Origin of the sequence: Kribbella sp. NPDC051586, assembly GCF_044453965.1 — a bacterium.
Lineage (GTDB): Bacteria > Actinomycetota > Actinomycetes > Propionibacteriales > Kribbellaceae > Kribbella.
Genome location: NZ_JBITDF010000003.1, coordinates 892760 through 915666 on the forward strand (window position 1 = coordinate 892760; position 22907 = coordinate 915666).

The 22907-nt window shown below is 68.0% G+C and carries 19 protein-coding genes; 7 read left to right on the forward strand and 12 right to left on the reverse strand.

Features of this window, described 5'->3' with window-relative positions:
* The first annotated feature begins 4 nt into the window (after nt 1-4).
* Nucleotides 5-1636 carry a glycoside hydrolase domain-containing protein gene (locus tag ACIA58_RS22930; RefSeq protein ID WP_396405782.1) on the forward strand — a complete coding sequence of 544 codons (1632 nt, stop codon included), beginning with the start codon at nt 5-7 and terminating at the stop codon, nt 1634-1636.
* Between the two features lie 205 nt (nt 1637-1841).
* Nucleotides 1842-2627: a hypothetical protein gene (locus ACIA58_RS22935; protein WP_396405783.1), complete on the forward strand. Its 786-nt coding sequence runs from the start codon at nt 1842-1844 to the stop codon at nt 2625-2627.
* 28 nt (nt 2628-2655) lie between these two features.
* Here ACIA58_RS22935 and ACIA58_RS22940 read toward each other — a convergent pair whose 3' ends face one another.
* The 4 genes from ACIA58_RS22940 to ACIA58_RS22955 form a co-directional block, all read right to left on the reverse strand.
* Nucleotides 2656-4347, reverse strand: coding sequence for a SulP family inorganic anion transporter (locus tag ACIA58_RS22940; RefSeq protein ID WP_396405784.1), 1692 nt, complete (start codon nt 4345-4347; stop codon nt 2656-2658).
* Nucleotides 4348-4636: 289 nt separating this feature from the next.
* Entirely contained in the window at nt 4637-4957 is a 321-nt protein-coding gene (locus ACIA58_RS22945; protein ID WP_396405785.1) for a hypothetical protein, read from the reverse strand.
* Nucleotides 4958-5036: 79 nt separating this feature from the next.
* Nucleotides 5037-6344 (reverse strand): cation:proton antiporter, encoded by a 1308-nt coding sequence (locus tag ACIA58_RS22950; protein ID WP_396405786.1) that lies wholly within the window; start codon nt 6342-6344, stop codon nt 5037-5039.
* Nucleotides 6345-6375: 31 nt separating this feature from the next.
* The gene (locus tag ACIA58_RS22955) at nt 6376-8865 is read right to left on the reverse strand and encodes a LuxR C-terminal-related transcriptional regulator (protein WP_396405787.1); all 2490 of its coding nucleotides are present in this window, start codon (nt 8863-8865) and stop codon (nt 6376-6378) included.
* A gap of 450 nt (nt 8866-9315) precedes the next feature.
* Between ACIA58_RS22955 and ACIA58_RS22960 the strand changes: the two genes are divergently transcribed.
* Nucleotides 9316-10032: a hypothetical protein gene (locus ACIA58_RS22960; protein ID WP_396405788.1), complete on the forward strand. Its 717-nt coding sequence runs from the start codon at nt 9316-9318 to the stop codon at nt 10030-10032.
* A 106-nt stretch (nt 10033-10138) separates the two neighbouring features.
* On the opposite strand, the gene ACIA58_RS22965 is transcribed toward ACIA58_RS22960, so the two are convergent.
* The 5 genes from ACIA58_RS22965 to ACIA58_RS22985 all read right to left on the reverse strand — a co-directional run bounded on the left by ACIA58_RS22965 (nt 10139) and on the right by ACIA58_RS22985 (nt 13932).
* Nucleotides 10139-10588 (reverse strand): hypothetical protein, encoded by a 450-nt coding sequence (locus tag ACIA58_RS22965; protein ID WP_396405789.1) that lies wholly within the window; start codon nt 10586-10588, stop codon nt 10139-10141.
* Nucleotides 10589-10730: 142 nt separating this feature from the next.
* Nucleotides 10731-11384, reverse strand: a complete 654-nt coding sequence (locus tag ACIA58_RS22970) for a hypothetical protein (protein ID WP_396405790.1) — start codon at nt 11382-11384, stop codon at nt 10731-10733.
* A complete protein-coding gene (locus tag ACIA58_RS22975) occupies nt 11365-12189 on the reverse strand; it encodes a hypothetical protein (protein WP_396405791.1) in 825 nt (274 codons plus the stop codon). The genes ACIA58_RS22970 and ACIA58_RS22975 overlap by 20 nt, the downstream gene beginning before the upstream one ends.
* Nucleotides 12190-12221: 32 nt before the next feature.
* Complete coding sequence (locus ACIA58_RS22980) at nt 12222-13526, reverse strand: hypothetical protein (protein WP_396405792.1); 1305 nt, start codon at nt 13524-13526, stop codon at nt 12222-12224.
* Nucleotides 13527-13614: 88 nt separating this feature from the next.
* Entirely contained in the window at nt 13615-13932 is a 318-nt protein-coding gene (locus ACIA58_RS22985) for a hypothetical protein (protein ID WP_396405793.1), read from the reverse strand.
* Between the two features lie 218 nt (nt 13933-14150).
* On the opposite strand from ACIA58_RS22985, the gene ACIA58_RS22990 reads away from it, so the two are divergent.
* Genes ACIA58_RS22990 through ACIA58_RS23005 form a run of 4 tightly spaced genes read left to right on the forward strand, consistent with a single transcriptional unit; the run spans nt 14151 to nt 17695 of the window.
* On the forward strand, nt 14151-14651 hold the full coding sequence (locus ACIA58_RS22990; RefSeq protein ID WP_396405794.1) for a DUF1269 domain-containing protein: 501 nt from the start codon (nt 14151-14153) through the stop codon (nt 14649-14651).
* A 16-nt stretch (nt 14652-14667) separates the two neighbouring features.
* Nucleotides 14668-15111: a hypothetical protein gene (locus ACIA58_RS22995; protein WP_396405795.1), complete on the forward strand. Its 444-nt coding sequence runs from the start codon at nt 14668-14670 to the stop codon at nt 15109-15111.
* A 37-nt stretch (nt 15112-15148) separates the two neighbouring features.
* Entirely contained in the window at nt 15149-16990 is a 1842-nt protein-coding gene (locus tag ACIA58_RS23000; RefSeq protein ID WP_396405796.1) for a glycoside hydrolase family 15 protein, read from the forward strand.
* Nucleotides 16991-17023: 33 nt separating this feature from the next.
* Entirely contained in the window at nt 17024-17695 is a 672-nt protein-coding gene (locus ACIA58_RS23005; RefSeq protein ID WP_396405797.1) for a GAP family protein, read from the forward strand.
* Nucleotides 17696-17711: 16 nt separating this feature from the next.
* On the opposite strand, the gene ACIA58_RS23010 is transcribed toward ACIA58_RS23005, so the two are convergent.
* The 3 genes from ACIA58_RS23010 to ACIA58_RS23020 all read right to left on the reverse strand — a co-directional run bounded on the left by ACIA58_RS23010 (nt 17712) and on the right by ACIA58_RS23020 (nt 22892).
* The gene (locus ACIA58_RS23010; protein ID WP_396405798.1) at nt 17712-18674 is read right to left on the reverse strand and encodes an HAD family hydrolase; all 963 of its coding nucleotides are present in this window, start codon (nt 18672-18674) and stop codon (nt 17712-17714) included.
* A 12-nt stretch (nt 18675-18686) separates the two neighbouring features.
* Nucleotides 18687-21041 (reverse strand): arylsulfatase, encoded by a 2355-nt coding sequence (locus tag ACIA58_RS23015; protein ID WP_396405799.1) that lies wholly within the window; start codon nt 21039-21041, stop codon nt 18687-18689.
* Between the two features lie 78 nt (nt 21042-21119).
* Entirely contained in the window at nt 21120-22892 is a 1773-nt protein-coding gene (locus tag ACIA58_RS23020) for a SulP family inorganic anion transporter (protein WP_396405800.1), read from the reverse strand.
* Nucleotides 22893-22907 lie beyond the last annotated feature (15 nt).

A 22907-nucleotide genomic window follows, 5' to 3' on the forward strand; every position in this document is an offset into this window, starting at 1 on the left:
AGTCATGCCATTGCGTCACGTCGTGAACGGGGCCTGTGCTGCGGGCCTGGTCACCGCTGTCGTGCTCGGGACGGTCGCCGGGTCGGCACATGCGGCCCCCGCCACCCGAGAGGTGTCCTACCGCGGCTACAGCCTCACCGTCCCAGCGGACTGGCGGGTCGTCGACCTGGCCGCGAATCCCACTACCTGCGTGCGTACTGACCAGCACGCCGTCTATCTCGGAACGCCGGGATGGGACCAGCAGTGTCCGTCGCACGTGATCGGCCGGACCGAGTCGATCGTGATCGAGCCGCTGAGCTCGAACGCCGTTGTTGCCCACGCGAATCTCGAGGTGCTGGGTTCGGGGCGTTCATACCCCGAGCGCTTGGCACGGTCGGTCGGTCAGGACGTGCAGTACGCCGTACCAGCGGCCGGCGTCGTGGTGAGTGCGTCGTACGGAGCCGGCTTCGACGAGCTCACCGGCGTACTGCGTAGCGCCAGGCTGGACCGGACTGCGCGTGCAACGGCGATGCCGGCCGTGACCGCGGCGACGACGCCATCGATCGCGGCGACCGACACCAACTACACGGGTCTGGGATTCGACGCGTGCAACGCGCCGTCGTCGGCGTTGATGGCCGCGTGGACCTCGTCGTCGACGTACCGTGCGATCGGCGTCTACTTCGGCGGCAGCCACCGGGCGTGCTCGGCCCAGCCGAACTTGACTCCCGCCTGGCTGACCGAGCAAGCCGGTCGGGGCTGGCACTTCCTGCCTATCTACGTGGGCACGCAGGCCTCCGGGCTGGGCACCGGGGCAGCGGCCAAGGGCACGGCCGAGGCCGACGACGCCGTACTCCGGGCTGGTGCGCTGGGCATGCCGCCGGGCAGCGTGCTGTACAACGACATGGAGTCGTACGCCGCGACGTACAAGACCAATGTCCTCAACTACCTCGCGGCGTGGACCGCCGAACTGCATGCCAAGGGCTACAAGTCGGGTGTGTACAGCAGCCTGTTGAGTGGCGTGCGCGATCTCAACGGCAGCTACGGATCGACGTCGCCGGACGTGATCTGGTTCGCGAGCTACAACAATGCGAAGAACACCGACACGAGCTACATCGACGCGAGCCATTGGGCCGACCATCAGCGCGCGCACCAGTACAGCGGTGGGGTCGACGAGACGCACGGCGGCTACACCCTCAACATCGACGGCGACTACCTCGACGTGCAGGTTGCGGGTGACGACAACCCGCCGCCACCGCCGTCCTGGCCGACCGTTGTCTCCGGCAACCGCGGCGAGCGGGTCAAGACGGTCCAGTACCTGCTCAACCAGCAGCAGACCGCGGGCCTCGACGTCGACGGCGACTTCGGCCCCGCCACTCTCGCAGCCGTGAAGACCTTCCAGACCGCTCACAGCCTCCCGGCGAGCGGCCAGGTGGACGCCGCGACCTGGCAGCAGCTGGTCGTCACTGTCCAGCAGGGCAGTCGCGGGGACGCGGTCAAGGCCCTGCAGAGCCAACTCTCCGCCCACGGCATCACCACCGAAGTGGACGGCGACTTCGGCGCGATCACGAACACCAACCTCCGGACCTTCCAGACCCGGTCCAGCCTCCCGGCCACCGGAGTAGCCGACGGCACCACCTGGATGAACCTGGTCTACTGAATCCCCTTCGGTGCTGAACTGCCGCGCGTTCGATCCCCCTCTCGGCGATGACGCCGTCGGACGCGCGGCAGTTCGATCACGCTAAGCGACGTACAGCGCGTCGTCCATGTGATGCTGCGTAAGAGCGGCCAACTGCCTCCCTACCGACGGCCACGTAACGTGACGGGTGTTCTGCCCGATGTACATGTCGGGGGAGGACTTCGCCATGACGCCACGGCCACCGGCCGCACAAGACGACGCCAGCGCCGGGTACTTCCTGGATGCCGCCGCCGAACTGATCGACGCCATGTTCGACGACACGATCGCGGACCGCCCACATCGGCTTCGTGGCATCCACTTCCCGGCGGCGCTGGAGTGGATGCGCGTCAGTGACGTCGTCGGGCTCGCGCAGGAGCGCCACGGCGAGGGAGCGAGCGAGAAGGCCTTCCGCAATCGGTGGCCTGCGCGCAACAGCTTCGTCAAGGCGGCGATCATCCACACGATGCTGTACCGCGATGCACCCGAGTCCAACCCCGCGCTGTACGTCGCGAACCTACCGACCACCCTCACCGCGGAGAGCCTGGCAGACTCGGTGACCGAGCTGTGCGACGGACTCCTTCGAGCGCTGCAGGCCAGACCGCGTTCCTACCTGCTGCATCACATCGGACCTCTCCTCGACCAGTACCCCGACCTGAGAAGGTCGATCATCAAGGACATCGTCCGCACCCGAGAACCATGGTTCGAGGGGTACGCCGCGCTCCTCGCGGCGCTGCAGCTCCGACTCAGGCCCGGGTGGACGATCGAGCGAGTAGGCCTGGCGTTGCAGTCCATGCTCGACGGCTTCTTGTTCCGATCGCGCATCCAGGCCGACGAGATGAATGAAGCCCGTGCACCAGAGGCAAGCCTGTTCGCCGAAACCGTGATCGCCTTCCTCCTCGGCGTCCTCGACCTCGACGACTCACACAACTCAACCCACACGATCCTCGATGAAGCTGCACACCGTAACCGCTGATGTCCGGTGTTCGCCTGCGTCGGCCCGGTCACTGATCCGGGGCGTCGTCGCGGTGGGCGACGGACCAGGTTTCCGCTTCGTGCAGTGCCTTTCCGGTCGATTCGCCGACCAGCTCGGTGGCTTCGAAGACCTGCACCGGTCCGGATACGTCCACCCGGTCGGTACGACGCAGCAGCTCGGCAAGGCCGTGGTCCACGCCGCTGAGGTACAGCCGGCCGCCGACCGCGTGCAGCGCGGCGGCGTAGTCGGCCAGAACCTTCACGAATGTCGCACCGACGGCTGTCCGGCCACGAAGCCGGAGTACGACGGCGGGTGCCTCGGTGCCGGCCGGGTCGGGCAAGTGGACGCCGAGAGTTCGGGCACCCGCATAGAGCAAGCTGCCGCACACGTCGAGCACGATCGTGTGATGGCTTGACAGCAGCTCGGGCGCCGGGTGCTCGATCCACCGGCCGTCGCCGGCGGGCTTCAGTTCGACGACCCTGAGATCCATCGCTCCCTGGTTGAGCTGGAGCAGCAGCGACAGCGTCACGCCGATCCCGACCGCGGCGGCGACCGGAAGGAACAACGTCGCGAGGAAGGTCGAGACGATCGCGATCTGTGATGTCGGTCCGGTGCGCAGGATCGTCTTCAGCTCGCCCGGCCTCAGCGAACCGGCGGCCGCAAAGACGAGTACCGCGGCCAGGGTCGGCATCGCGACCAGGCCGACCACACCGGAGAAGGCCGCGAGGATGACCAGCATCCACAGTCCTGAAAAGATCGCAGCCCACCTGGTGCGGCCGCCGACTGCCTGGTTCAGAGCGGTCTGGCCGACCGAACCGCCGACCGGTTGACCGCGGAAGAAGCCGGACGCGAGGTTGCCGACGCCCTGGGCAATGAAGTCCTGATTCGAGTTCGACACGGTTCCGTCGCGGTTCGGTGCGGCTTCGGCGACCCCGCTTCCCTGCACGAGAACGATGGCCGCGACGGCCAGCGCGCCGGTCACCAGTGGAAACGACAGCTGGCTGAGGCCCGGGAGGTGCGGCAACGGAACACCCTGCGGGATCTGCCCGGAGTCCTCCACCCGTGCCACCGAATCGCCGCCGACGATCATCAGGATCGCGGTCGGGACGACAAGCGCGACCAGTGCGCTCACCGCTCTCAGGCTCGTCCGGGACAGGCCGGCGAGGATTCCGAGGGCCGTCAGCCCGGCCAGCAGGGATGCGACGTCGATCCGCGATGGATGCAGCACGACGTCCACCGCCTTGGCCAGCGGGAATCCGCCACTGGCCTCCGCGCCGGTGAGGTCGGGGATCTGGCCGAAGAAGATGTTGGCCGAGATCCCGGTCAGGAAGCCGATCATCACCGAGTGCGACACGAACCGCGTGTACCGCCCCAGTTTCGCGATCCCCGCCAGGACCATCACCACACCGGCGATGATCGTCAGCAGGACCAGTGCGTCCGGCCGGTCCGCGGGGTCCACAGCTGCCAGGGCCGACCCGGTCGCCAGCGCCGCCGCCGACGTCGTCGTGATCACCATGAGCCGGGTGCTCGACGTCAGCCCTCCGGTGATCGGACCGGCGAAACTCGCGTACAGGCCGTGGATCGGGTTCACACCGGCGAGTACGGCGGCTGCCATCCCGTCCGGCACACTGCTGATCGCCCCCGGCAGGCCGGCCACCGCATCGGCACGCAGGTTCGGCCGCTCCGACCGCAGGTAACGGAGTACGGGATGTGCGCCCACCTCGGGATTCCTCCTTCAGAAGGGCCTTATCCTGTCCCGGCGCGGTCCGTCGTTGCTCATCCCGGCGGGACGATCCGGGCGGACGGGACGAGATCGTCCACCAGGGGTGAGGCGCAACGGTCCGGGCGGATCTAGCGTCGGCAGTGCAGGCGGAGCGTGCGATCACGGACGGGGCATCGATCCGCACCTGACCGTCGCCGATTCTTGGCGTCATCCTCTGAGGGGCGGATGGCGCCAAGAGCTGGAACCCCCTGGTGGGACCGCACGATCGGGCGCGTCCCGGACGTCCTCATTCCGGAGCGATGTCCTGGGACTGGGGTGGATCCTCGATCTCCGCACGGCGCGCGGCCGCGCTGTCGAGGACCTCGGCGGCCACCGCGTCGGCCGAGAGGCCGAGATATTCAGCCAGCACGACCAGCAGCATGCGTGCCTCGGTCAGCTCGATCTGGTGATACTCGGCCAGTACGCCGGCTGCGCGCTCTCGGAGTGCGGCCGTCTTCAGGCTGTCGATCAGCGAAGGATCGACCTCGTCGCCGGGCTCGGAGCCCATGATTTCAAGCCCTTCTGACCCCCGTGTCGACGAGGCATTCTGATGACGGAACGGAATCACTTCGACTGTACTCCACAACGGCGACCTCGAGGTGGGAGGGTGCGTGGCGTTGGTGGCCGTTGCCGGCCAGGCGGGTTCGTCACGGCTGGTCGCTTCGGAAGGGTGCCGGAGGCGGCGGAGAATTCTGGGCCGGGCGTCGCGATCGGGGTCCGGCGGTCTGCTCTTCGTCGGCCTGTTCGAGGTGGACGTAGCGGCGTCCGAGAGGACCGGCCGTGACACCGTGGAGGACCACACTCAGGAACACCGTCAGCGCAACGACGGCGACGGCCCGCTCGACCACCGGGATGTCGCCGAGCTGCTCGACTGCCAGCAGCGCGAACACAACCGACGCCAGGCCCCGCGGCCCGAACCATCCCACGAACACAACGGTCGTGCGGTCGAGCCCCGTTCCCAGCAGAGACAGGGCGACCGGAGCCATCCGGACCACGGTCAGACTCAGTACGGCGTACGCGAGGAGCGTCAGGTCGAAGTTGTGCAGGGCAATCGGCACCAGCGTGGCTCCGAAGAGGAACCAGGCGGCGAGTGCCAGGACCTCACCGAGCAGCTCCGGCAGCTCGACCGCGGTGTCCGCGTCGACAGCATCCTGATCCAGTGCTGCTCTGAAGGCGATGCCGGCGACGAACGCCGCGATGAAGCCGTTGCCGCTGAACGCGACGGCGAGGGCGAAGCTGCTGAGGGCGGCCGCAAGTGTGCCGAGCCGCCTTGCGCCCGTACTCATCCAGTGGCGTCGAGAGCCGACGGTCAGGAGCCAGGCGCTCGCTGTCCCGATCGCCAGGCCGACGACGAGTCCGACGGCGAGTTCGAGCAACGCCCCGCCGCTGTCGTCGGCGACGCCGTCATGACTCTCTATACCGAGTTGGCCTGCTGCGACAGCCAGGGTGAACGTGACGACAGGCGTGACGATGCCGTCGTTGAGTCCACTCTCCACATTCAGTGCGCGCCTGAGGCGCACCGGGATCCGGTGATCGTTGATCACCTGGGCGCTGAGTGCAGCATCAGTGGGAGCCAGCGTGGCGCCCACGAAGCCTGCAAGCGCCCAGGTGAAATCGTCGAAGAGCCACGCGGCCAGGAGAGAGCCCAGGACCACGGACACCGGAAGGCCGACCGCCAGCAGGCGACCGGGCAGGCGACTGTCTCGTTTCAGTCGTGACACATTGACTCTGGCGGCGTCCGAGAACAGCAGCAGCGCCAGCGTCAGCTCCGCGATCAGGTGGATGGACGGCGCCTCGACGTCCACCGAGAGAGGGCCGCTGTCAGGATTCCCCAGTGCATAGCCGGCGACTGTGAACACGAGCGGGCCGGTGATGTTCAGGCGGACCAGGAGATCCGAGGTCACTGCCCACACAAGGACGAGGAGCGCGAGTACCGCGAACGTTGCCTCTGTCACCTCGCACCTCCGGGGACGCGCCCTGACATCGTCAGGCCTCGGGGCGTTGGGGCAGCAGGCCCAGGTCCCATGCCCGCCGAACTGCCTCGTTGCGCCGGGAAGCGCTCAGCTTGCGCAGGATGCTCCGCACGTGGCTGCGGACCGTGTTGACCGAGACGTGCATGGTGTTGGCGATCTCTTCGGTGGTCAGCAGTTCGGCGAGGTACTCCAGCACCTCGTGCTCCTTGCTGCTCAAGGTGATGGTGACGACGAGTTCGTAGCGGCTCCGCCGACTTGACTGATCCGCCGCGCGATCGCGCGCTGGTCCCGGCGAGCGGAGCCAGGCGTGGCGCCGCATCAGTTCGCTGGTTGGCTGGAGCAACCTTCGCAGTTGTGGTGGCGCGTCCGAGAACGGACGGCGGAGGTGCTCGGGCGCGGCCAGCCGCAAGGCGTGTTCCAGCTGGAGGCCGCTCCTGGCGGAGTCACCGCTTCTGATCGACTCCGCGGCCTGGACCAGCCACCTGTCGACCTGCGCCTCCAGGGAGGTGGCCCGCTGCCTGAGCGGAGACGGCAGGGCAGGTCCCTGCTCGCCGGCCTCGGTAGCCGCCAGCCGCAGCACCAGGATCGATTCGATCTGGTCGCGCCCAGGAGAGTCCTCGATCACGGCGATTGCCTCACGTGGCAGGTGCTGAGCCACGAGAATCTTCGCCTCGTCCACGACGAGGGACTGGCCGAGCCAGTCGTCGACCCCCGCACCGTAGCTGTCGGCGGCCGCCCTGAGTTCAGCCTGCGCCAGCTCGGCATGTCCGCCGGACCGGAGCACTCTCGCGCGGACCAAAGCCTCGAATACGGCCAGAACTCCCGAATCGAGCGTCGGTTCGGAATTCCTGGCGCGCAGCACCAGGTCCCGGGCTGCCGTGACGTCGCCCTGGTCGGCATTCACCCAGGCTTGGGCCACGATCGCCGACTGCGGCTCGTCCAGGTGCCCCTCGGACTCGGCCAGCGTGGTGGCCTGCAGCGCGAGCTCGCCGGCCCGACGCAGATGTCCCCACACCGCCTCCACCAGCGCGGCCATCCCCAGGACGTCAGGCAAGGCTGCGTGCAGGCCGGCTTCGTCGGCGATCGCGATCGCCTCGGAGAACGCCCCCGACGCTCCAGGGAGATCCCCCTGCTGGAGGAGCACCCGGCCTTTGCATCCGGCAACGAGTGTCTTCGCCTCCGGATGCGGAGCGCTCGATCCCGCCGACGCCGCGGTGAGGGCCGCCTCGGCGACGAGTGTGGCGTCCAGGGCCGTGGTGACATCGGCCTCGAGACTTGTACAGATCGCGTCCAGCACGGTGATTGCCAGGTCGTACAAGTGGGTCCGAGGCGCGACATCCTGGGCCAGGCTGGTTCGGGCCTTGCGCAGTTCCGCGGCACACAGGTCGATATCGAGCTCTGCGAGCGCTCGAACGGACCGGACCACCGCGGCACCTGCTCCCTCCAGGTCCTCGGGAAGGTCAGCGACCAACGCCGGCAGTAGCTCCCGTCGGGGCCTGACAAGTAGCTTCGCGAAGTCGAGATCCTCCACCAGATACCGGGCCGCGTCGCCCCACTCCCCGGCCGTGATGGCGTGGCGGACCGCTGTCAGCCGGTGTCCGTTCTGCGCGAACCATCCGGCGGCGGTCCGGTGCAGCTCGGGGACGAGTGCCGGCCGCTCGTACAACAGTTGGGCCCGGAGGAACTCACGGAAGAGTGACTGGTAGCTGTAGCAGTCGTCGGTCCCGGGAACCAGCTGGATGAACGCGTTCCCGTGCGACATGAACTCCAGCGACCGGCGGTCACAAACGCGACCCGTCAGCGCTTCGGCCAGCGCGGGCCAGAGCTTGTCGACGATGCAGGTCCGGAGCAGGAACTCCCGCTGCGCGGCGGGCTGCGCCTGGAGCACCTCGGTCATCAGGAACGCCGACACGTTCCCCACATCACCCCGGAACCCTCGGATGGCCTGGGCCGTGTCGGCCGTCCCGGCCAGGTTCATCGCCGCGAACGCCAGGCCGGCCGGCCAGCCATCCGTCCGGGCCCGGAGTTCTGCCACCTCGGCCGGCGCCAGATCAAGATTCTCGCGCCGCATCAGCCCGGCGGCCTCCTCGGCCGTGAAGGCGAGGTCGGTCGCGCGAATCTCGGTCAAGGTACCCGCCTGCCGATAGTTGTGGAGAGGTATCGGCGGGTCCGTGCGGGTCAACAGGACGATCCGTAGGCTCGCGACCTTGCCGCGGATGAGGCGGTCGAGGCTGTCCCCGAGCTCCGGCGTGAGGACAAGGTCGCCGCAGTCGACCACGACGACCAGCGCGGGCTCCTCGGCGATGGTGGCCGCGCGGCGATGGAGACCGTCGAGTTCGGACCGCAGCGAGGCCGCGGACGGATCGTCGGCGGCGTCCACAGCGATGTGCTTCACCGGGCCGGCCCAGGTGCCGAGTGCCTCCCAGGAGAGCAGGAGCATCGTCTTTCCGAAGCCCGCGGGCGCACTGACGAGCGTCAGCGGCCGCCGTACTCCTTGGCTCACCAGGTCCAGAAGACGCTGCCGTACGACCGTCCTCGAGAGTATCGCCGGAGGTCCCCCCACGGGCTTCTGCCCGGGCCCGCGAATCGGGGTCCAGCGATGTCCCCACCCTTCGTCTGCCTGCTGACCCCCCGGCATATCCCCTCCCGGCGATTGACTGCAAGGACTGCCCGACGCGGTGAGCGGTGACTTGCACCGCGGATTCCAGGTCGGGACGACACCGATTCGTCGGACCTGCCCATGCTGCCCCAGGACCGAGCGCGGTAGCTCACCCCACAGGGATGAGGCGTGGTCCACCCCGCCGGGCGAGACGGATGACCGCTTGCGGTCGCCGGCCCCCGAGCCGTTCTCACCCCGGTAGGAGGAGGCGAGGACCGGTCGGCCCGTGCATCCTGACGCTCTGAGCTCGGTGGCGAAAGACGCGATCGAGAACCGGGGCAAAGGACTGAGAACGTGAGCGAGATGATGCGGTCATCCGGCGCCGATGGATCCGATCCCAGCACCTTCCGCGGCCACGGCCGAACTGTCCGGACGTGGTGCGTCTACCTGGCCGTCACAGCCGGGCTCTTCTGCGGGATCGCCAGCTGGGGTCTGGCCCGCGTGCTCATCGCTGTGGTCGTTGTCGCGATGGTGACAGCGGTCGTCGCCTCGACCACGTGGGAAGGCCATGAGCGGCGCGCGGTGCTCAAGGTCGTTCGGGTCACGTTCGCCTCCGCGCTGATCGCGCCGGCCGCTGTAGGCCTGATCGCGGTCGCCGGCTTCGCCGGCGTTCTGATCGTGGTGGCGCTGGCGGCAACCACGCCGGCCCTCACCTCACGCGTGCGGACGCGACGGCGCGCCAAAGGGCATTCTCCAGCCGTACGGCCGGGGCCGGTGACGCACCGCGATCCCGTGACGTCGCTCGCCGACGGTCCTGCGGCCACTCCGGCGCGAGAGCTCAGTTCCCTCGCCGACGTGGAGTTGTGCCTGGTCTGGCGCCAGAGCTTCTTGTTGCTGGAGACGTCCCGAACCGCTGCGGAGCGCCAGTCCGTCGTCGAACTGCGGCAGCTGTACCTCGACGAGCTCCATCGGCGGTCCCCGGAGGGTTTCGCGGCCTGGCTCGCCTCCGGCGCACGAGCATCCGGCAACCCGTTTCCGTATGTCGACGCCACCCGGCGCCGAGCAGGCTGAGTCCGGCGGCTGTGTGCGCGCAGTGAACCGGCCCGCTCGTGGATCGCGAGCGGGCCGGTGCCGGTTCCGGGTGGCTTTCAGTGCACGTCGCCTTCCTTACCGGCCGTCATGTGGTGACATCGCGGACATCGCGCCCGTGCACGGCCAGCGCCCAGATGACGAAGATGTCGATAGCGATGATCGTCAGCGCCCAGAACGGGTAGTACGGGATGAAGGTGAAGTTGGCCAGCGCGCTGAGCGCCGCCAGGGCGATGGCCAGTACCCGTGCCCACATCTGGCCCGCCATGACCGCGAAACCTGCCACCATCACCAGGATGCCGATCAGCAGGTGGATCCAGCCCCACGCGGTGGCGTCGAACTGGAACATGTAGTTGCGGGTGGCCAGGTAGAACTCGTTCTCGAAGAGCGCCACCAGACCGGTAAAAGCCTGGAAGCCTCCGGCCAGAACCATCATGACGCCGGCGAACAGGATGAAGCCGACTGCCCAGCCGCTGACCTCGTGTTCCTCGCCCGCGCTTTCGTAATGCGATGCTGCTGCTCCTTGTGCCACTGTCATTCACTCCCTTGTGCCACGCCGTGATCGGACCGTTCCGCCACCGCGGATGGTGACACCAGGCTGACGAATCACCCCGGGCGCGGCATCATCCTCAGGAGACGAGCCGGGCCGGCCTTCCGACCGATGCCGCGGTGGCGTCCGCTCAGATCTCGACACTGACCGGGAAGGTGGCGATCCAGGCGATGGCGATGACGAAGACGAGGCAGCCGATCCCGATGAGGATCCAGCGCAGGCGGCGGCCGGCGATCTTGGTGCTCATCCCGGCGAAGAACAGGACCACGGCGTACAGGACGACGGTGAGCACGTAGTTGCTGGCTGTTTGGAGGTCGCGGAGGACCTCGGCCGTCGAGGCGGCGGCGGCCGTGTCGAGCCGCTCAGCCTCCTGCGCCGACGCGAGCTGGTACTGAGGCATGGCGAACGGCGTCGGCGGCGCATCCGGGTTGGTGGACGGCCGGGTCGCCATCCAGGCGTTGAACGCGGGCCGGAACTCCGCGCGGAAACGGTGGGCGTAGAAGTCGGCGACATCGGTCTCACCTCGGCGATCCGCGTCCACCCAGGCGATGAACGTGGCGACGTCCACCTGGCTCTGCGACTGCGACAGGCCTTGGGCCCGGGCAGCGTCGATCCTGATCGCGTTGATGCGGCCGGCCACCTTGGCCTGCTCGCCGGTCCACCTGGTCGCCTGGTAGCTGCTCCACGAGGTACCGAGGGCGGCGAGTACCAGCAGGACGGTGACGAGCACCTCCTGCCAGGTGCGGCCGCGCCCGGGCCGCTCGTCAGCGCCGGGTGCCGTCATCTGCGCATGGAAGGGTCACGTCGAGCCCGAGCAGCTTGACCTGCGAGTCGATCAGGCCGATGGTTCGTACCATCGCTGTCGGCTGCAGCCTGCCCACGCCGTCGCCGTGCGGATGGTCGAAGAACACCAGCAGGAACAGCAGGAGGGTGATGACCACCGTCACGCTGCCCATCAGGATGCCCTGCGTCACCGCGCGCTCGCCCGGGTCGGCGAAGAACAGCAGGTATACGAAGATCACCACGGAGATCACCGACAGGACCAGCCACACCGGCGCCGGGATGATCCCCTCCGCCCCGTGCACCCTGTCGATGCGCGCCTGCTCCCGATCGGCGGTCTGTTCCATCCACCGGTCGTACGCCGACTGCTCGGCCGGAGTCCGCGGATCGACGGTCGAGATCGTCCGGAACATCTCCACGCCCCACGGGTTGACGGAATTGCCCAGCGTGCCCGTGTTCAACGCATTCCACTCGACCCCGGCCACGGACCGTGCGTAGCAGCTCAGCTCACCGGTGAGCTCCGCAGGGATCTTGCCGGGCATGAACTGGGCCGTCTGAAGCTGCTGAGCCACGATCGTCGCCTCCGACTCGGCGCCGGCTCGCGACTGGTCGTACGACGTGAACGACAAGAAGATGATGAAACCGATCAGCACCGAGAACCCGGTGGCCAGCACGCCGAAGACACCCGAGGCGCGGTCACCGTCACTGAAGTAGCTGCCCTCCGGCGCCCGCGTGCGCATGAGAAGCATTGCGGTGACGGTGACCGCCGTCGACACGACCATGACCACAGCGGCCCAGACGATGTTCATGTGCGCCTGCCCGCCCCCGCTGCCACAGCCGGCTAGTTCGCGGTTCCGGCGACCGCTTCGGCCGGTGGGACGGGACGGGAGGCGGCCGCTGCCCGGCCGGCGCCGACCAGGAGCTGCACAACCACCAGCAACAAGGCCACGAGGGCGAGCGACCAGAACAGCCTGCCCTGGGAGATGTTGTTGCCCCAGAGCAGTACGACGGCGCCCAGCAGGCCGATTGCCACGCGCAACCAGCGCGCGTTGGCCGCAACCCATCGGCCCGCGGTGCCGACCGGGCCGTTGGCCAGGGCTGCGCCGACACCTTCCAAACCATCGCGGACGGCAGCGCGTACGGCGGTGCCGGACTTGTTGGGTCCCGCGAACCAGCCGATGACCACGATCGCCAGGCCCAGCCGGAGGAACACTTGCCGGCCACGCTCGAGGTAGGACAGCAGCGTGTCGTAGAAGACCGCGCTCGCCGGACCGAACGTCGTACCCGCCAGTGCGTCGATGAACAGCTGCCGTCCTACGGTCAGCGCCAGCGCCATCAGCAACGCGTTCGCCGCCAGCAGCGCCCCGATGATCACCGCCGTCCGGGGACGCCGGCGCGAGAGCACCAGTGCCAGCAGATAGAGACCGGCTACCACCACGATCAGCCACTTGGCCACGGGGTTCGCGAACGCGTAGATCGTCCGGAGCTGCTTCACCTGGGGCGCCTCCACCAACACGATCTGCTTGTCGACGTTTGGGACAGGCACGTTTTGCAGGATGGTGAGCCCTCGATCGACCAGGCGTTGCTTGACCTGGTCGATGACCTGGGAGACATCGAGGACGATCTGTTCACCCTGCAGCGAGACGGCTCCGGTCTGGTCGCCCGACAGTACGCGCTGGAGGGTCTGCTGGGCCCTGGTGTTGGCGGCCGTCCAAAGGTCTGCGAACGCATCCGACGCGAGGAACTCCCGGACCTGGCGGTCGATCAGGCTGTTGATCGCGCCGGACAGCGGCCCGACCAGTCGCTGCAGACGCGGCCGGTCGGTGATGACACCGGAGAACACGTCGTTGAGGAGCGCCTCGATGTCGACCTGGTCCTGGATCGTGTCGGTGACCTTCGTCGCGATGGCGTCCTGCACCTCCGGCGAGTCCACCAGCGGGCCGACGGTGTTGACGTAGCGCGTGGTGTCGTTCAGCGTGCGCTGTCCCCAGTACGCGATCGCCGCCGGGGTGGTCAGCAACGCCGCCAGCACCAAACAGACGATCACCGCGGCCGAACGCCCCTTCGACGGTCGCTTCGCCTCAGCCGTCCGGGTGGGCACGCTGCTGTCCGGACCACCGGACAGCGTGGGGTCTGGAACAGCCATGCCGCACCTCCTCGCCGGTCGGGCTAGGGAAACGATCGTCTCCGCCCCGGCCGAACAGGACCTCACCCTGCATGGATGAACCTCGGGGTCAGGCCTGGACACCACCCGGGTAGCCCGGGGCCTGGCGCCGCTGGGTCCAGCCGGCACCCCAGTGGAGGATGTCGAGGAGCCCGGCGAAGACGACCCAGAACCAGTCGAAGCCGTTCAGCCCGCCTCCCGTGTACAGGACGACGTACATCAGCGTCGCGAAGGGAAGGAAGATGATGCCGAGCAGCGGCCAGAACCACGAGTCGAACGCGGCATCCACAAGTTTGGGGCGCGCGACCCAGACGAACAGCAGTCCCAGGCGCGGAAAGACCCCGGCGAACAAGGCGAAGAAGCAGCCCATGTCATTCCCCTCGCGCACTCGTGGGCGCCCTCAGAGGCGCCGGCGACTTGGATCGTTGCGCGAGGACCGATGGTGAGCATCATCCGCGCGGGGTGAACCGACCCGGGAGGGCCCGCCGCCCGGCGTACCTAGTCCGCCCGGGGTGAGGCTTTCCACCCCGGGGCGACGCAATGGTGAGGGCGAGAAGTACGTCGGACCGCGCGCGGTCGCGGTCGCCCGATCCAGAGGAGAGACCCGTGGGATCTGACAGCAAGGCTCCAGTCGATCTGTACATCGCCGCGTATCCCGACGCAGGGGCAGCACAAGGTGACTGGGACGCCATCAAGCAGGCCGCTTCGGACGATGTGATCAAGGTCGACGGGCTCGTCCTCGTCAGCCGCGACTCCGACGGCAAGATCCACGTCGACGACGATTTCCACACGGCGAGGAAGGGTGCGATCTGGGGCGCGGTCGGGGGTGCCGTCGTCGGGCTGATCTTCCCACCCAGCCTGCTGGCGGGTGCAGCGGTGGGTGCGGGTGCCGGACTCGGTATCGGCGGCCTGAAATCGCACCGGGAGAAGAAGGCGATCAAGGCTGACGTCGAAGACGCCTTGCCGCCCAACAGTTCGGGAATCGTGGCGCTCTTCGAAGAGACATGGGTGACGGATGTCGAAAAGGCGCTGTCGCATGCCGCCAAGGTCACCAAGGAAGAGGTCGACGCAGACAGTGCCGAGGAGGTCAAGAAGGCCTCCGAATAGTCGCGGGGGAGCAGTTATGCCGCGATTCGGCGTACGTCGAGCGGTCGCCGGCGCGCTGGTGGCCGTCGCCCTGCTCGTCGTACCGATGGCCTGCAGCGACAGTTCGACGCCGGCAGCAGGGGAGCCGACGGCGGATTGCGCTGCCTCGTCGGCATTGAAGTCCTCGCTGGACACTCTCACGAACGTGGAGCCGTTGCAGGACGGTCTCACCGCGCTGAACACTGCCGTGGCCAATGTCAAGACCAGCCTGGACGCTGCGGCAGCGTCGGCATCGGATGCACTGCGGCCCGCCGTAGAGGGCGTCAAAACGGCCTTCTCGGATCTGGAGACAGCGTCCAGCGGCCTGACCGCGGACAACCTCAGGCAGAAGGCGCCGGCTATCAGCTCGGCGCTCAAGCAGGTCGGCGCCGCGGCCACGTCGTTCGGCACCGCGTTGGCGGAGAGCTGTCCAGCCCGCTGACCGTCGGCCATCACCAGGAGCCACAGGGAGCACCGCCATGAAGGACTACCCGTTGATCGCGGACCACGGCTTGATCGGGGATCTGCAGACCGCCGCCCTCGTCAGCACGGACGGCTCGATCGACTGGTTCTGCGCACCCCGCTTCGATTCGCCCAGTGTGTTCGGGGCGTTGCTGGATCACGAGAACGGCGGTCACCTCCGGATCCGCCCGTCGTACGGCATCTTCGAGACCAAGCAGCTGTACTTCCCGGACACGGCGATCCTCATCACCAGGTTCCTGACCGAGGCCGGTGTCGGTGAGGTGATCGACTTCATGCCGGCGACGAGCAGTACGCACGCGACCCAGAACCACCGGATCGTGCGGCTGCTCCGTTGCGTCCGCGGCCGGATGACGTTCGACCTGGATATCGCGCCGCGGTTCGACTACGGGCGCAAGCCTCATCAGTGGCACGTGACCGAACACGGCGGCGTCTGCACGAGCGAGGGCTCGACGCTGACCTTCCACATCGTGCGGGAGCCCGACGACGCGCGTCTGGTCGAGCCGCGGGTGGACGACACCGGCGACCTGCAGGTCTCGTTCACCCTCGAGGCCGGGCAACTGCGCGGGCTGATGCTCGAGACGGCGGCCGACGGGCCGCCACGGGAGATCCGGGTCGCCGAGGCACGGCAGCTGCTGGACGACACGGCCGCCTTCTGGCGGAACTGGTTGGCACAGTCCACCTACACAGGCCGCTGGCGCGAGATGCTCCAGCGCTCGGCGATCACGCTGAAGCTGATGACGTACGCACCGAGCGGCGGCCTGGTGGCCGCGCCGACGGCCGCACTGCCGGAGCAGATCGGCGGTGAGCGGAACTGGGACTACCGCTACACCTGGATCCGGGACGCCTCCTTCTCCATCTACGCCCTGCTCCGGATGGGGTTCACCGAGGAGGCCGCGGCCTTCAGCGGGTGGATGCGGGATCGCGTGCAGGAGAAGGCGGGCGGCGCCGGCGGGCCGTTGAACATCATGTACCGCGTCGACGGCTCGTCCGACCTGACCGAGGAGACCCTCGAGCACTGGGAGGGGTACCGCGGGTCCCGCCCGGTGCACATCGGTAACGGTGCCGCCGGGCAGTTGCAGCTGGACATCTACGGCGAGGCGCTGGACAGCATGTACTTCGGCGACCAGCGGGGTCTCACCATGGGCCACCAGGGCTGGCTCGCGGTCCGGGACCTGCTCGACTGGCTCACGGACAACTGGGACCAGCCCGAGGAGGGCATCTGGGAGACCCGGGGCGGGCGCAAGGACTTCACCTATGGCCGGGTGATGTGCTGGACCGCGTTCGACCGGGCGATCCGGCTCGCCACCACCCGGTCGCGGCCGGCTCCGCTGGACCGGTGGATCGCCGCCCGGGACGCGATCTACGAGCAGGTGATGGCCCGCGGGTTCGATCCGGAACGCCGCGCCTTCGTGCAGCAGTACGGCAGCAAGGTGCTCGACTCGTCGCTGTTGCGGATGCCCACGGTGGGGTTCGTCGCTCCACAGGATCCGCAGTGGCTGTCGACCTTGCGGGCGATGGACTCCGAGCTGGTCACCGACAGCCTCGTCTACCGCTACAACCCCGAGGCGTCGCCGGACGGCCTCCGCGGGTCGGAGGGCACGTTCTCGCTGTGCACGTTCATGTATGTCAACGCGCTCGGCAAGGCCGGCCGGATCGAGGAGGCACGGCTCACCTTCGAGAAGATGCTCACCTACGCCAACCACCTCGGCCTGTACTCCGAGGAGATCGCCCTGACCGGCGAGCAGATCGGCAACTTCCCCCAGGCGTTCACCCACCTCGCCCTGATCGACGCGGCCATGACTCTGGACGCCCAGCTCGACCGCACACAGCGGCCGTGAACGAGTGCTGATCGAGGACGCGGAGGACCAGGCATGGGCGGTGTGCTCGGAGAGATCCTTCCCCTCGCGCTGGGTGTGGCGATCAGCCCGATCCCGATCATCGCGGCGATCCTCATGCTGCTGTCGCCGAACGCGAAGACCACCGGCGTCGGGTTCCTGGGCGGCTGGATCGCCGGGATCGTCGTCGCGAGCGTGGCCTTCACCCTGCTGTCCGCTGCCCTGCCCGAGGACGATTCGGACGCGTCGCGTCCGATCCAGGGCACGATCAGACTTGTCCTCGGCGCGCTGCTGCTTTTCTTGGCCGTCAAACAATGGCGGGGCCGTCCACACGGTCAGGCGGCGCCCGAGTTACCGAAATGGATGTCGGCCATCGACACGCTGACCCCGGTCAAGGGCATCGGCCTCGGCTTTCTCCTGTCCGCGCTGAACCCGAAGAACCTCATCATGGCCGCCGGGGCGGGCATCGCGATCGGTGCCGGCGGCCTCAGCACCGCTCAGACCGTCGTCGTCATCGCCGTCTACACGGCGATCGCCGCGGCTACCGTCGCGGTGCCTGTCATCGCCTACCTCGTGGCCGCCGACCGAATGGCCCAGCCGCTGGAGTCTCTGCGCGAATGGCTGGTCCGGGAGAACAAGGTGGTCATGGCGGTCCTTCTCCTCGTCATCGGTGTGGTCATGATCGGCAAGGGGATCGGGAGCTTCTAGCCGCGCGGCGCCGGACTCAGTCGGCGAAGACGGTTGCCCAGTCGTTCTTGATGCTGACCACCGTCCAGTCGTCGGTGCGGGCCTGCTCGAGCGACGCCTCGGCGCCGGCGGTGTAGCTGAACTCGCGATCCTCGTCGTCGTGCAGGATCAGCAACCGGAGCCCGGGACACGTCGGACGCCCGGTGTAGTTGAGCATCGGGACGTCTCCGTTGGAGTTGCCGCCGGCAACGACGGGTCGCCGGCCGGTCCGGCTCCAGATGCGTACGGGTTTCATCGGGCCGTCGTCGAAGCCGTCCATCTTCGCCTGGTAGACGACCGAGCCTCCGGTGTCGTCATCGCGGTACCGGAGCCCGGCCGAGCTGCCGATGATGCGCTCGGCCGGGATGCCGTAGACCTCCTCGGTGATCGCTCGCATGAAGTCGCGGTCGCCTCCGGACGCGATGTAGGTCGTGAACCCGTAGGCCTCCAGGTAGTGCAACAGTTCGACCATCGGGAGGTAGGTGCACTCCCGGAGCAGTCGCCCGAGCGTCGGGTGTTCGGTCGTCCGGAGGAAACGCTCCGCGATCTCCGCGTAGGTGTCGACGTTCATGTCGGCGAACGTCTGGAGGATGCCGTCCAGGAGCACTTTCAGATCGCGGTCGTCGCCGTGGTAGTGCTTGGTGATCACGTCCCCGAGCCAGGCGTAGTCCTGGTCCCGGGCAGCCTGCCACGGCTGCTGTGTGTGAAGACTCGAATCCCGTTCGGCCATCTCGGCGAGCTGCTCCAGGATGAAGCCGAGTTCGACCGGCATCGGCTTCTCGCACCACAGCGTGCCGTCGTTGTCGAACACCGCGATCCGCTCGGAGGGCGGGACGTACTGCGCCCCACCCTCCTGCACGGCTCGCTCGACATAGTCCACGATCGCCTGTCGTGCCGGGGTGTCCTGCCAGGACGGCAGCAGGGCATCCGGCCGCGCAGCTCCTTCGTGATTCGTCGTCACAGCAGGGATCTCCTACTCGCGCATCAGCATCAGGGCGGCTTCGCGTTCGAGATCCAGGTACGGCTCGCCGCTGACGTCGACGGCGACCCGGTTGATCGTGCCGCCGGTGAATTGATGCGGCGGCTCGCCCGGGTAGTCGTCGGTGACCGGCTCGCCGTTGTGCCTGCCGACGTACAGACCCGCGCCGGCGATCGCGAAGGCTCCGAGCTGGGTCTTGATGCTTCCCTCGCCGACCTTCTCGTCCCCGTGGTAGAGGGAGAGGGTGCCGGTCGCGCCGTCGCGGTCCATCCCTTGTTTCTCGAACGCGGCCGACAGGAGCAGGTTCGTGCCGGTGGGAATGTCCTTCGTTCCGACGATCTGCTGCTCGACCGCGCCGACGAAGCTGTTCACGTAGTGCAGCCGGTTGTTCTTCACGTACAGCGCATGGCCGCCGAACCTGGCACCCATGGCGAACAGCACACCTTCTGCCCCCGGCGCGGGAATGTCGACCAGCGCGCCGATCGCGAACGACCGGTTCCGGGTGTTGACCGCCTGCCATTCCGAGACCGGGGCTGTGTCCGGGTAGTACACGTACCGGTCCTTGGCCGCCGTGAGCTGGGGCCGCGGGGTGGTGAGGATCTCCACCGCGGAGCGGTCGTCGAGCGGGAAGGCCTTGTTCCAGCCGGCCTCGGCGTACCAGGCGTTCACCAGTTGGCGCAGCTTGTCCGGGTGCTCTGCCGCGAGGTTCTTGGTCTCCGACCGGTCGGTCTCGACGTGGTAGAGCTCCCACTCGTCGTCGTTGAAGTTGCCCCAGCCGGCGATGGTCGGGTGGGTGGTGACCGCCTTCCAGCCCTCGTGGTAGATCGCGCGGGATCCCAGCATCGAGTAGAACTGCGTCCGCCGTCCGGAGTCGGCGCTCGCGTCGTCCATGCTGGCCCGCATGCTCATCCCGTCGATGTCCGACTGGGTGTGTCCCTTGATCGTCTCCGGGGCTTCGACGCCCAGGACATCGAGGATCGTCGGGACGATGTCGATCGCGTGGTGGTACTGGTGGCGGAGCTCGCCCCGCGCCGGCGCACCTGCCGGCCACGAGATGATGCAGGGGTCCGAGGTGCCACCGCTGAACTCGTAGCGCTTCCACATCTTGAACGGCGTGTTGAAGGCCATCGCCCAGCCGTTCGCGTAGTGGTTGTACGTCCTCGTGCCACCCAGGTCGTCGAGCTTGGCCAGGTTCTCCGCCAGGTCGTCGTCGATGCCGTTGGCGAACTTGTTCTCGTTGACCGAGCCGTTCGGGCCGCCTTCACCGCTCGCACCGTTGTCGGACACGACCACGACCATGGTGTTCTCGAGCTGATCGGTCCGCTCGAGGTATTCGAGCAACCGGCCGATGTGGTGGTCGGCGTGGGCGAGGAATCCGGCGTACACCTCGGCCATCCGGGCGAACAGGTGTCGCTCGTCGGCGTTCAGCGAGTCCCACGGACGGGTGTAGTCCAGCGCCGGGAAAGGTTGGTGGTTCGGGCCGCTGCGCGTTTCGGGGGTGCCGATCGGGTTCACCGGGGGCAGCTCGGTGTCGTCCGGCACCAGACCGAGCTTCTTCTGGCGGGCCAGGGTCTCCTCCCGAATCGCCTCGTACCCTTGGTCGAAGTGGCCGGCGAACTTGTCGATCCACTCCTTCGGCGCGTGGTGAGGTGCGTGACAGGCACCGGGTGCGTAGTACAGGAAGAAAGGCTTGTCCGGAGCGATCGCCTTGGCGTCCTTGATGAACTCGATCGCCTTGTCGGTGATGTCGTCGGTGAGGTGGTAGCCCTGCTCGGGCGAGCGCGGCTGTGCGACCGGGTGGTTGTCGTAGACGAGGTCGGGATACCACTGGTTGGTCTCGGCCCCGAGGTACCCGTACCACCGTTCGAAGCCGCGGCCGCTCGGCCAGTTGCGCCGGGTCGCGGCGAGGTTCATCTCGTCGGTCGGGCACAGGTGCCACTTGCCCACCATGTAGGTGTTCCAGCCGCGGTCTCCGAGGATCTCCGGCAGCATCCCGTTCTCCGGCGGGATCGTGCCGCTCGCGTTCGGGAATCCGATCGCCGCCTCCGTGATGCACGCCATGCTGTTGCGCGTGTGGTTGCGGCCGGTCAGCAGACACGACCGGGTCGGTGAGCACAGCGCGGTCGTGTGCCACTGGGTGAAGCGCACCCCGCGATCAGCGATCGCGTCGATGTTGGGGGTCTCGATCGGTCCGCCGTAGCAGCTCATGGCCGAGTAGCCGACGTCGTCCAGGACGATGTAGACGACATTCGGCGAGCCGTCCGGCGCCTTCGGCGGCTCGAACGGCGACCAGTCCGGCTCGGAGTCACGAATATCGACGTTGATCGTTCCTTGGAACTGCTCAGGCATGACGTCCTCCATCCTCGATGTCAGTCCAGGTTCGAGCGGGCGCGATCCCGAGTCGTCACCCTCGAAGGATGATCTGGCTCACCGCCGCGAACCCTCGCCGCCGGCCTCCGGCTGCGGACTGCGCCAGCTCGCACCGGTCTGCCGTACGTACTCCGCGACAGCCGCGTCGAGTGTCGGGAGGAAGTGCGCCGGGTTGATGGTGCGGGTGAGTTCGTACCGCTCGATCTTCGAGCGGACCGGATCCTTCATCTCCGCGAACACCAGGGACACATCGCGCGCGTTGAGCCAGGCGTCCAGCTCCTGCAGCATGTCGGAGGCGGTGGTGTCGACGTCGGTGATCGGCTCGGCGGCCACGATGATCCAGCGGACGTCAGGATCGTCCGAGGCGATCTCCCGCACCTTCTCACCGAACATCCGCGCGTTCGCGAAGATCAGCGGTGCGTCGAAACGGTAGACGACCAGACCACGGAGGAGTTCGGCGCCGGGATAGCTCTTGGTGTCGTGCAGGCCGGCGACTCCCTCCACCCGTCCGAGTTCGGCCTGGTGCGGCCACCAGGCGCGGCGGAAGACGTTCAGGATGGACAGTCCGACGGCGATGAGAATGCCGGGCAGTACACCCAGAAGAGCGACGCCGAGCAGCGCGATGATGGACAGCCCGAACTCGGTCCGCCGCTGATGCCACAGCCGGCGGGTCCCGGCGATGTCGGCCAGCGACAGCGCGGCGGCGATGACGATCGCGCCCAGGGTCGGCTGCGGCACGTACTGCATCAGGGAGGTGGCGACGACCAGGACCACGGTGATCGTCGCGGCGCCGACGATGCCGGTCACCTGGGACCGGGAACCGGCCTGCTCGGCGACGGCCGTGCGGGACCCGCTGGTGCTGACCGGGAACCCCTGGAAGAACCCGGCCGCGATGTTGGCGGCGCCGATGCCGACCATCTCCTGGTTCCCGCGAACCCGGTCGCCCTTGCGAGCGGCGAACGCCGATGCCGTCGACATCGTGTCGGCGAGCGCGACGACGGCAATAGCCAGCGCCCCGACGAACAGCGGCGGCAGATCACCCCAGCCGACGCCCGGGACGGTGAACGGCGGGAAGCCCTGGGGGAGCTTGCCGACCGTGTCGACGTCGTGGGACTGCAGGTCGAACGCGCTGACCAGGACGGAGGCGAGCACCACGATGATCAGGACGCTCGGCAGCTTGGGCAGCAACCGGTTCAGCAGCAGGATGCCGACGAGCGAACCCACCCCGAGGACCGCGGCCGTCGCGTTGGCTTTGCCGTCCGCGAGCCCCGACAGGAAGGCGTGTGCCTCGGCCAGCAGCCCGTCGGCATCGACCTTGAACCCGAACAGCTTGGCCAACTGACCGATCACGATGGTCAGCGCGAGCCCGTTCATGTAGCCGATCTGGGTCGGCTTCGACAGCAGGTCCGCGACGAACCCGAACCGGGCCAGCCCGGCGACCGTCATCACCACGCCGACCATCACCGCCAGCATCGACGCGAGCGCGACGGCCCGGGCGGGATCGCCGTTGGCCAGCAGGAGTGGCGCTATCGTCGCCGCGATCATCGGGCCCAGCGACGAGTCGGGACCGAGGACCAGCACTCTGGACGGCCCGAAGACCGCGTAGCCGAGCAGGCACAGGATCGAGGTGTAGAGCCCTGTCACCGGTGGCAGCCCGGCGAGCTCGGCGTACGCCATTCCCTGCGGTACCAGCAGTGCGGACAGAACCAGGCCGGCGACGATGTCCTTGGGCAGCCACGCCCGCTGGTACGACCTGGCGACGCCCGCGCCAGGCACGTACTCCTGCCACCTGGGCGGCGTGATCGCCGGGTGCTTGCTGTCGTCGGCCACGTTCGCCGTACCCCC

What these genes read in the sequence shown, in the direction of transcription:
- ACIA58_RS22935 (WP_396405783.1), top strand. Translation starts at nt 1,842, where the DNA reads ATGACGCCACGGCCACCGGCCGCACAAGACGACGCCAGCGCCGGGTAC.
- ACIA58_RS23015 (WP_396405799.1), bottom strand. Translation starts at nt 21,041, where the DNA reads ATGCCTGAGCAGTTCCAAGGAACGATCAACGTCGATATTCGTGACTCC.
- ACIA58_RS22970 (WP_396405790.1), bottom strand. Translation starts at nt 11,384, where the DNA reads ATGACGGCACCCGGCGCTGACGAGCGGCCCGGGCGCGGCCGCACCTGG.
- ACIA58_RS22930 (WP_396405782.1), top strand. Translation starts at nt 5, where the DNA reads ATGCCATTGCGTCACGTCGTGAACGGGGCCTGTGCTGCGGGCCTGGTC.
- ACIA58_RS22965 (WP_396405789.1), bottom strand. Translation starts at nt 10,588, where the DNA reads ATGACAGTGGCACAAGGAGCAGCAGCATCGCATTACGAAAGCGCGGGC.
- ACIA58_RS22995 (WP_396405795.1), top strand. Translation starts at nt 14,668, where the DNA reads ATGCCGCGATTCGGCGTACGTCGAGCGGTCGCCGGCGCGCTGGTGGCC.
- ACIA58_RS22975 (WP_396405791.1), bottom strand. Translation starts at nt 12,189, where the DNA reads ATGAACATCGTCTGGGCCGCTGTGGTCATGGTCGTGTCGACGGCGGTC.
- ACIA58_RS22980 (WP_396405792.1), bottom strand. Translation starts at nt 13,526, where the DNA reads ATGGCTGTTCCAGACCCCACGCTGTCCGGTGGTCCGGACAGCAGCGTG.
- ACIA58_RS23000 (WP_396405796.1), top strand. Translation starts at nt 15,149, where the DNA reads ATGAAGGACTACCCGTTGATCGCGGACCACGGCTTGATCGGGGATCTG.
- ACIA58_RS23005 (WP_396405797.1), top strand. Translation starts at nt 17,024, where the DNA reads ATGGGCGGTGTGCTCGGAGAGATCCTTCCCCTCGCGCTGGGTGTGGCG.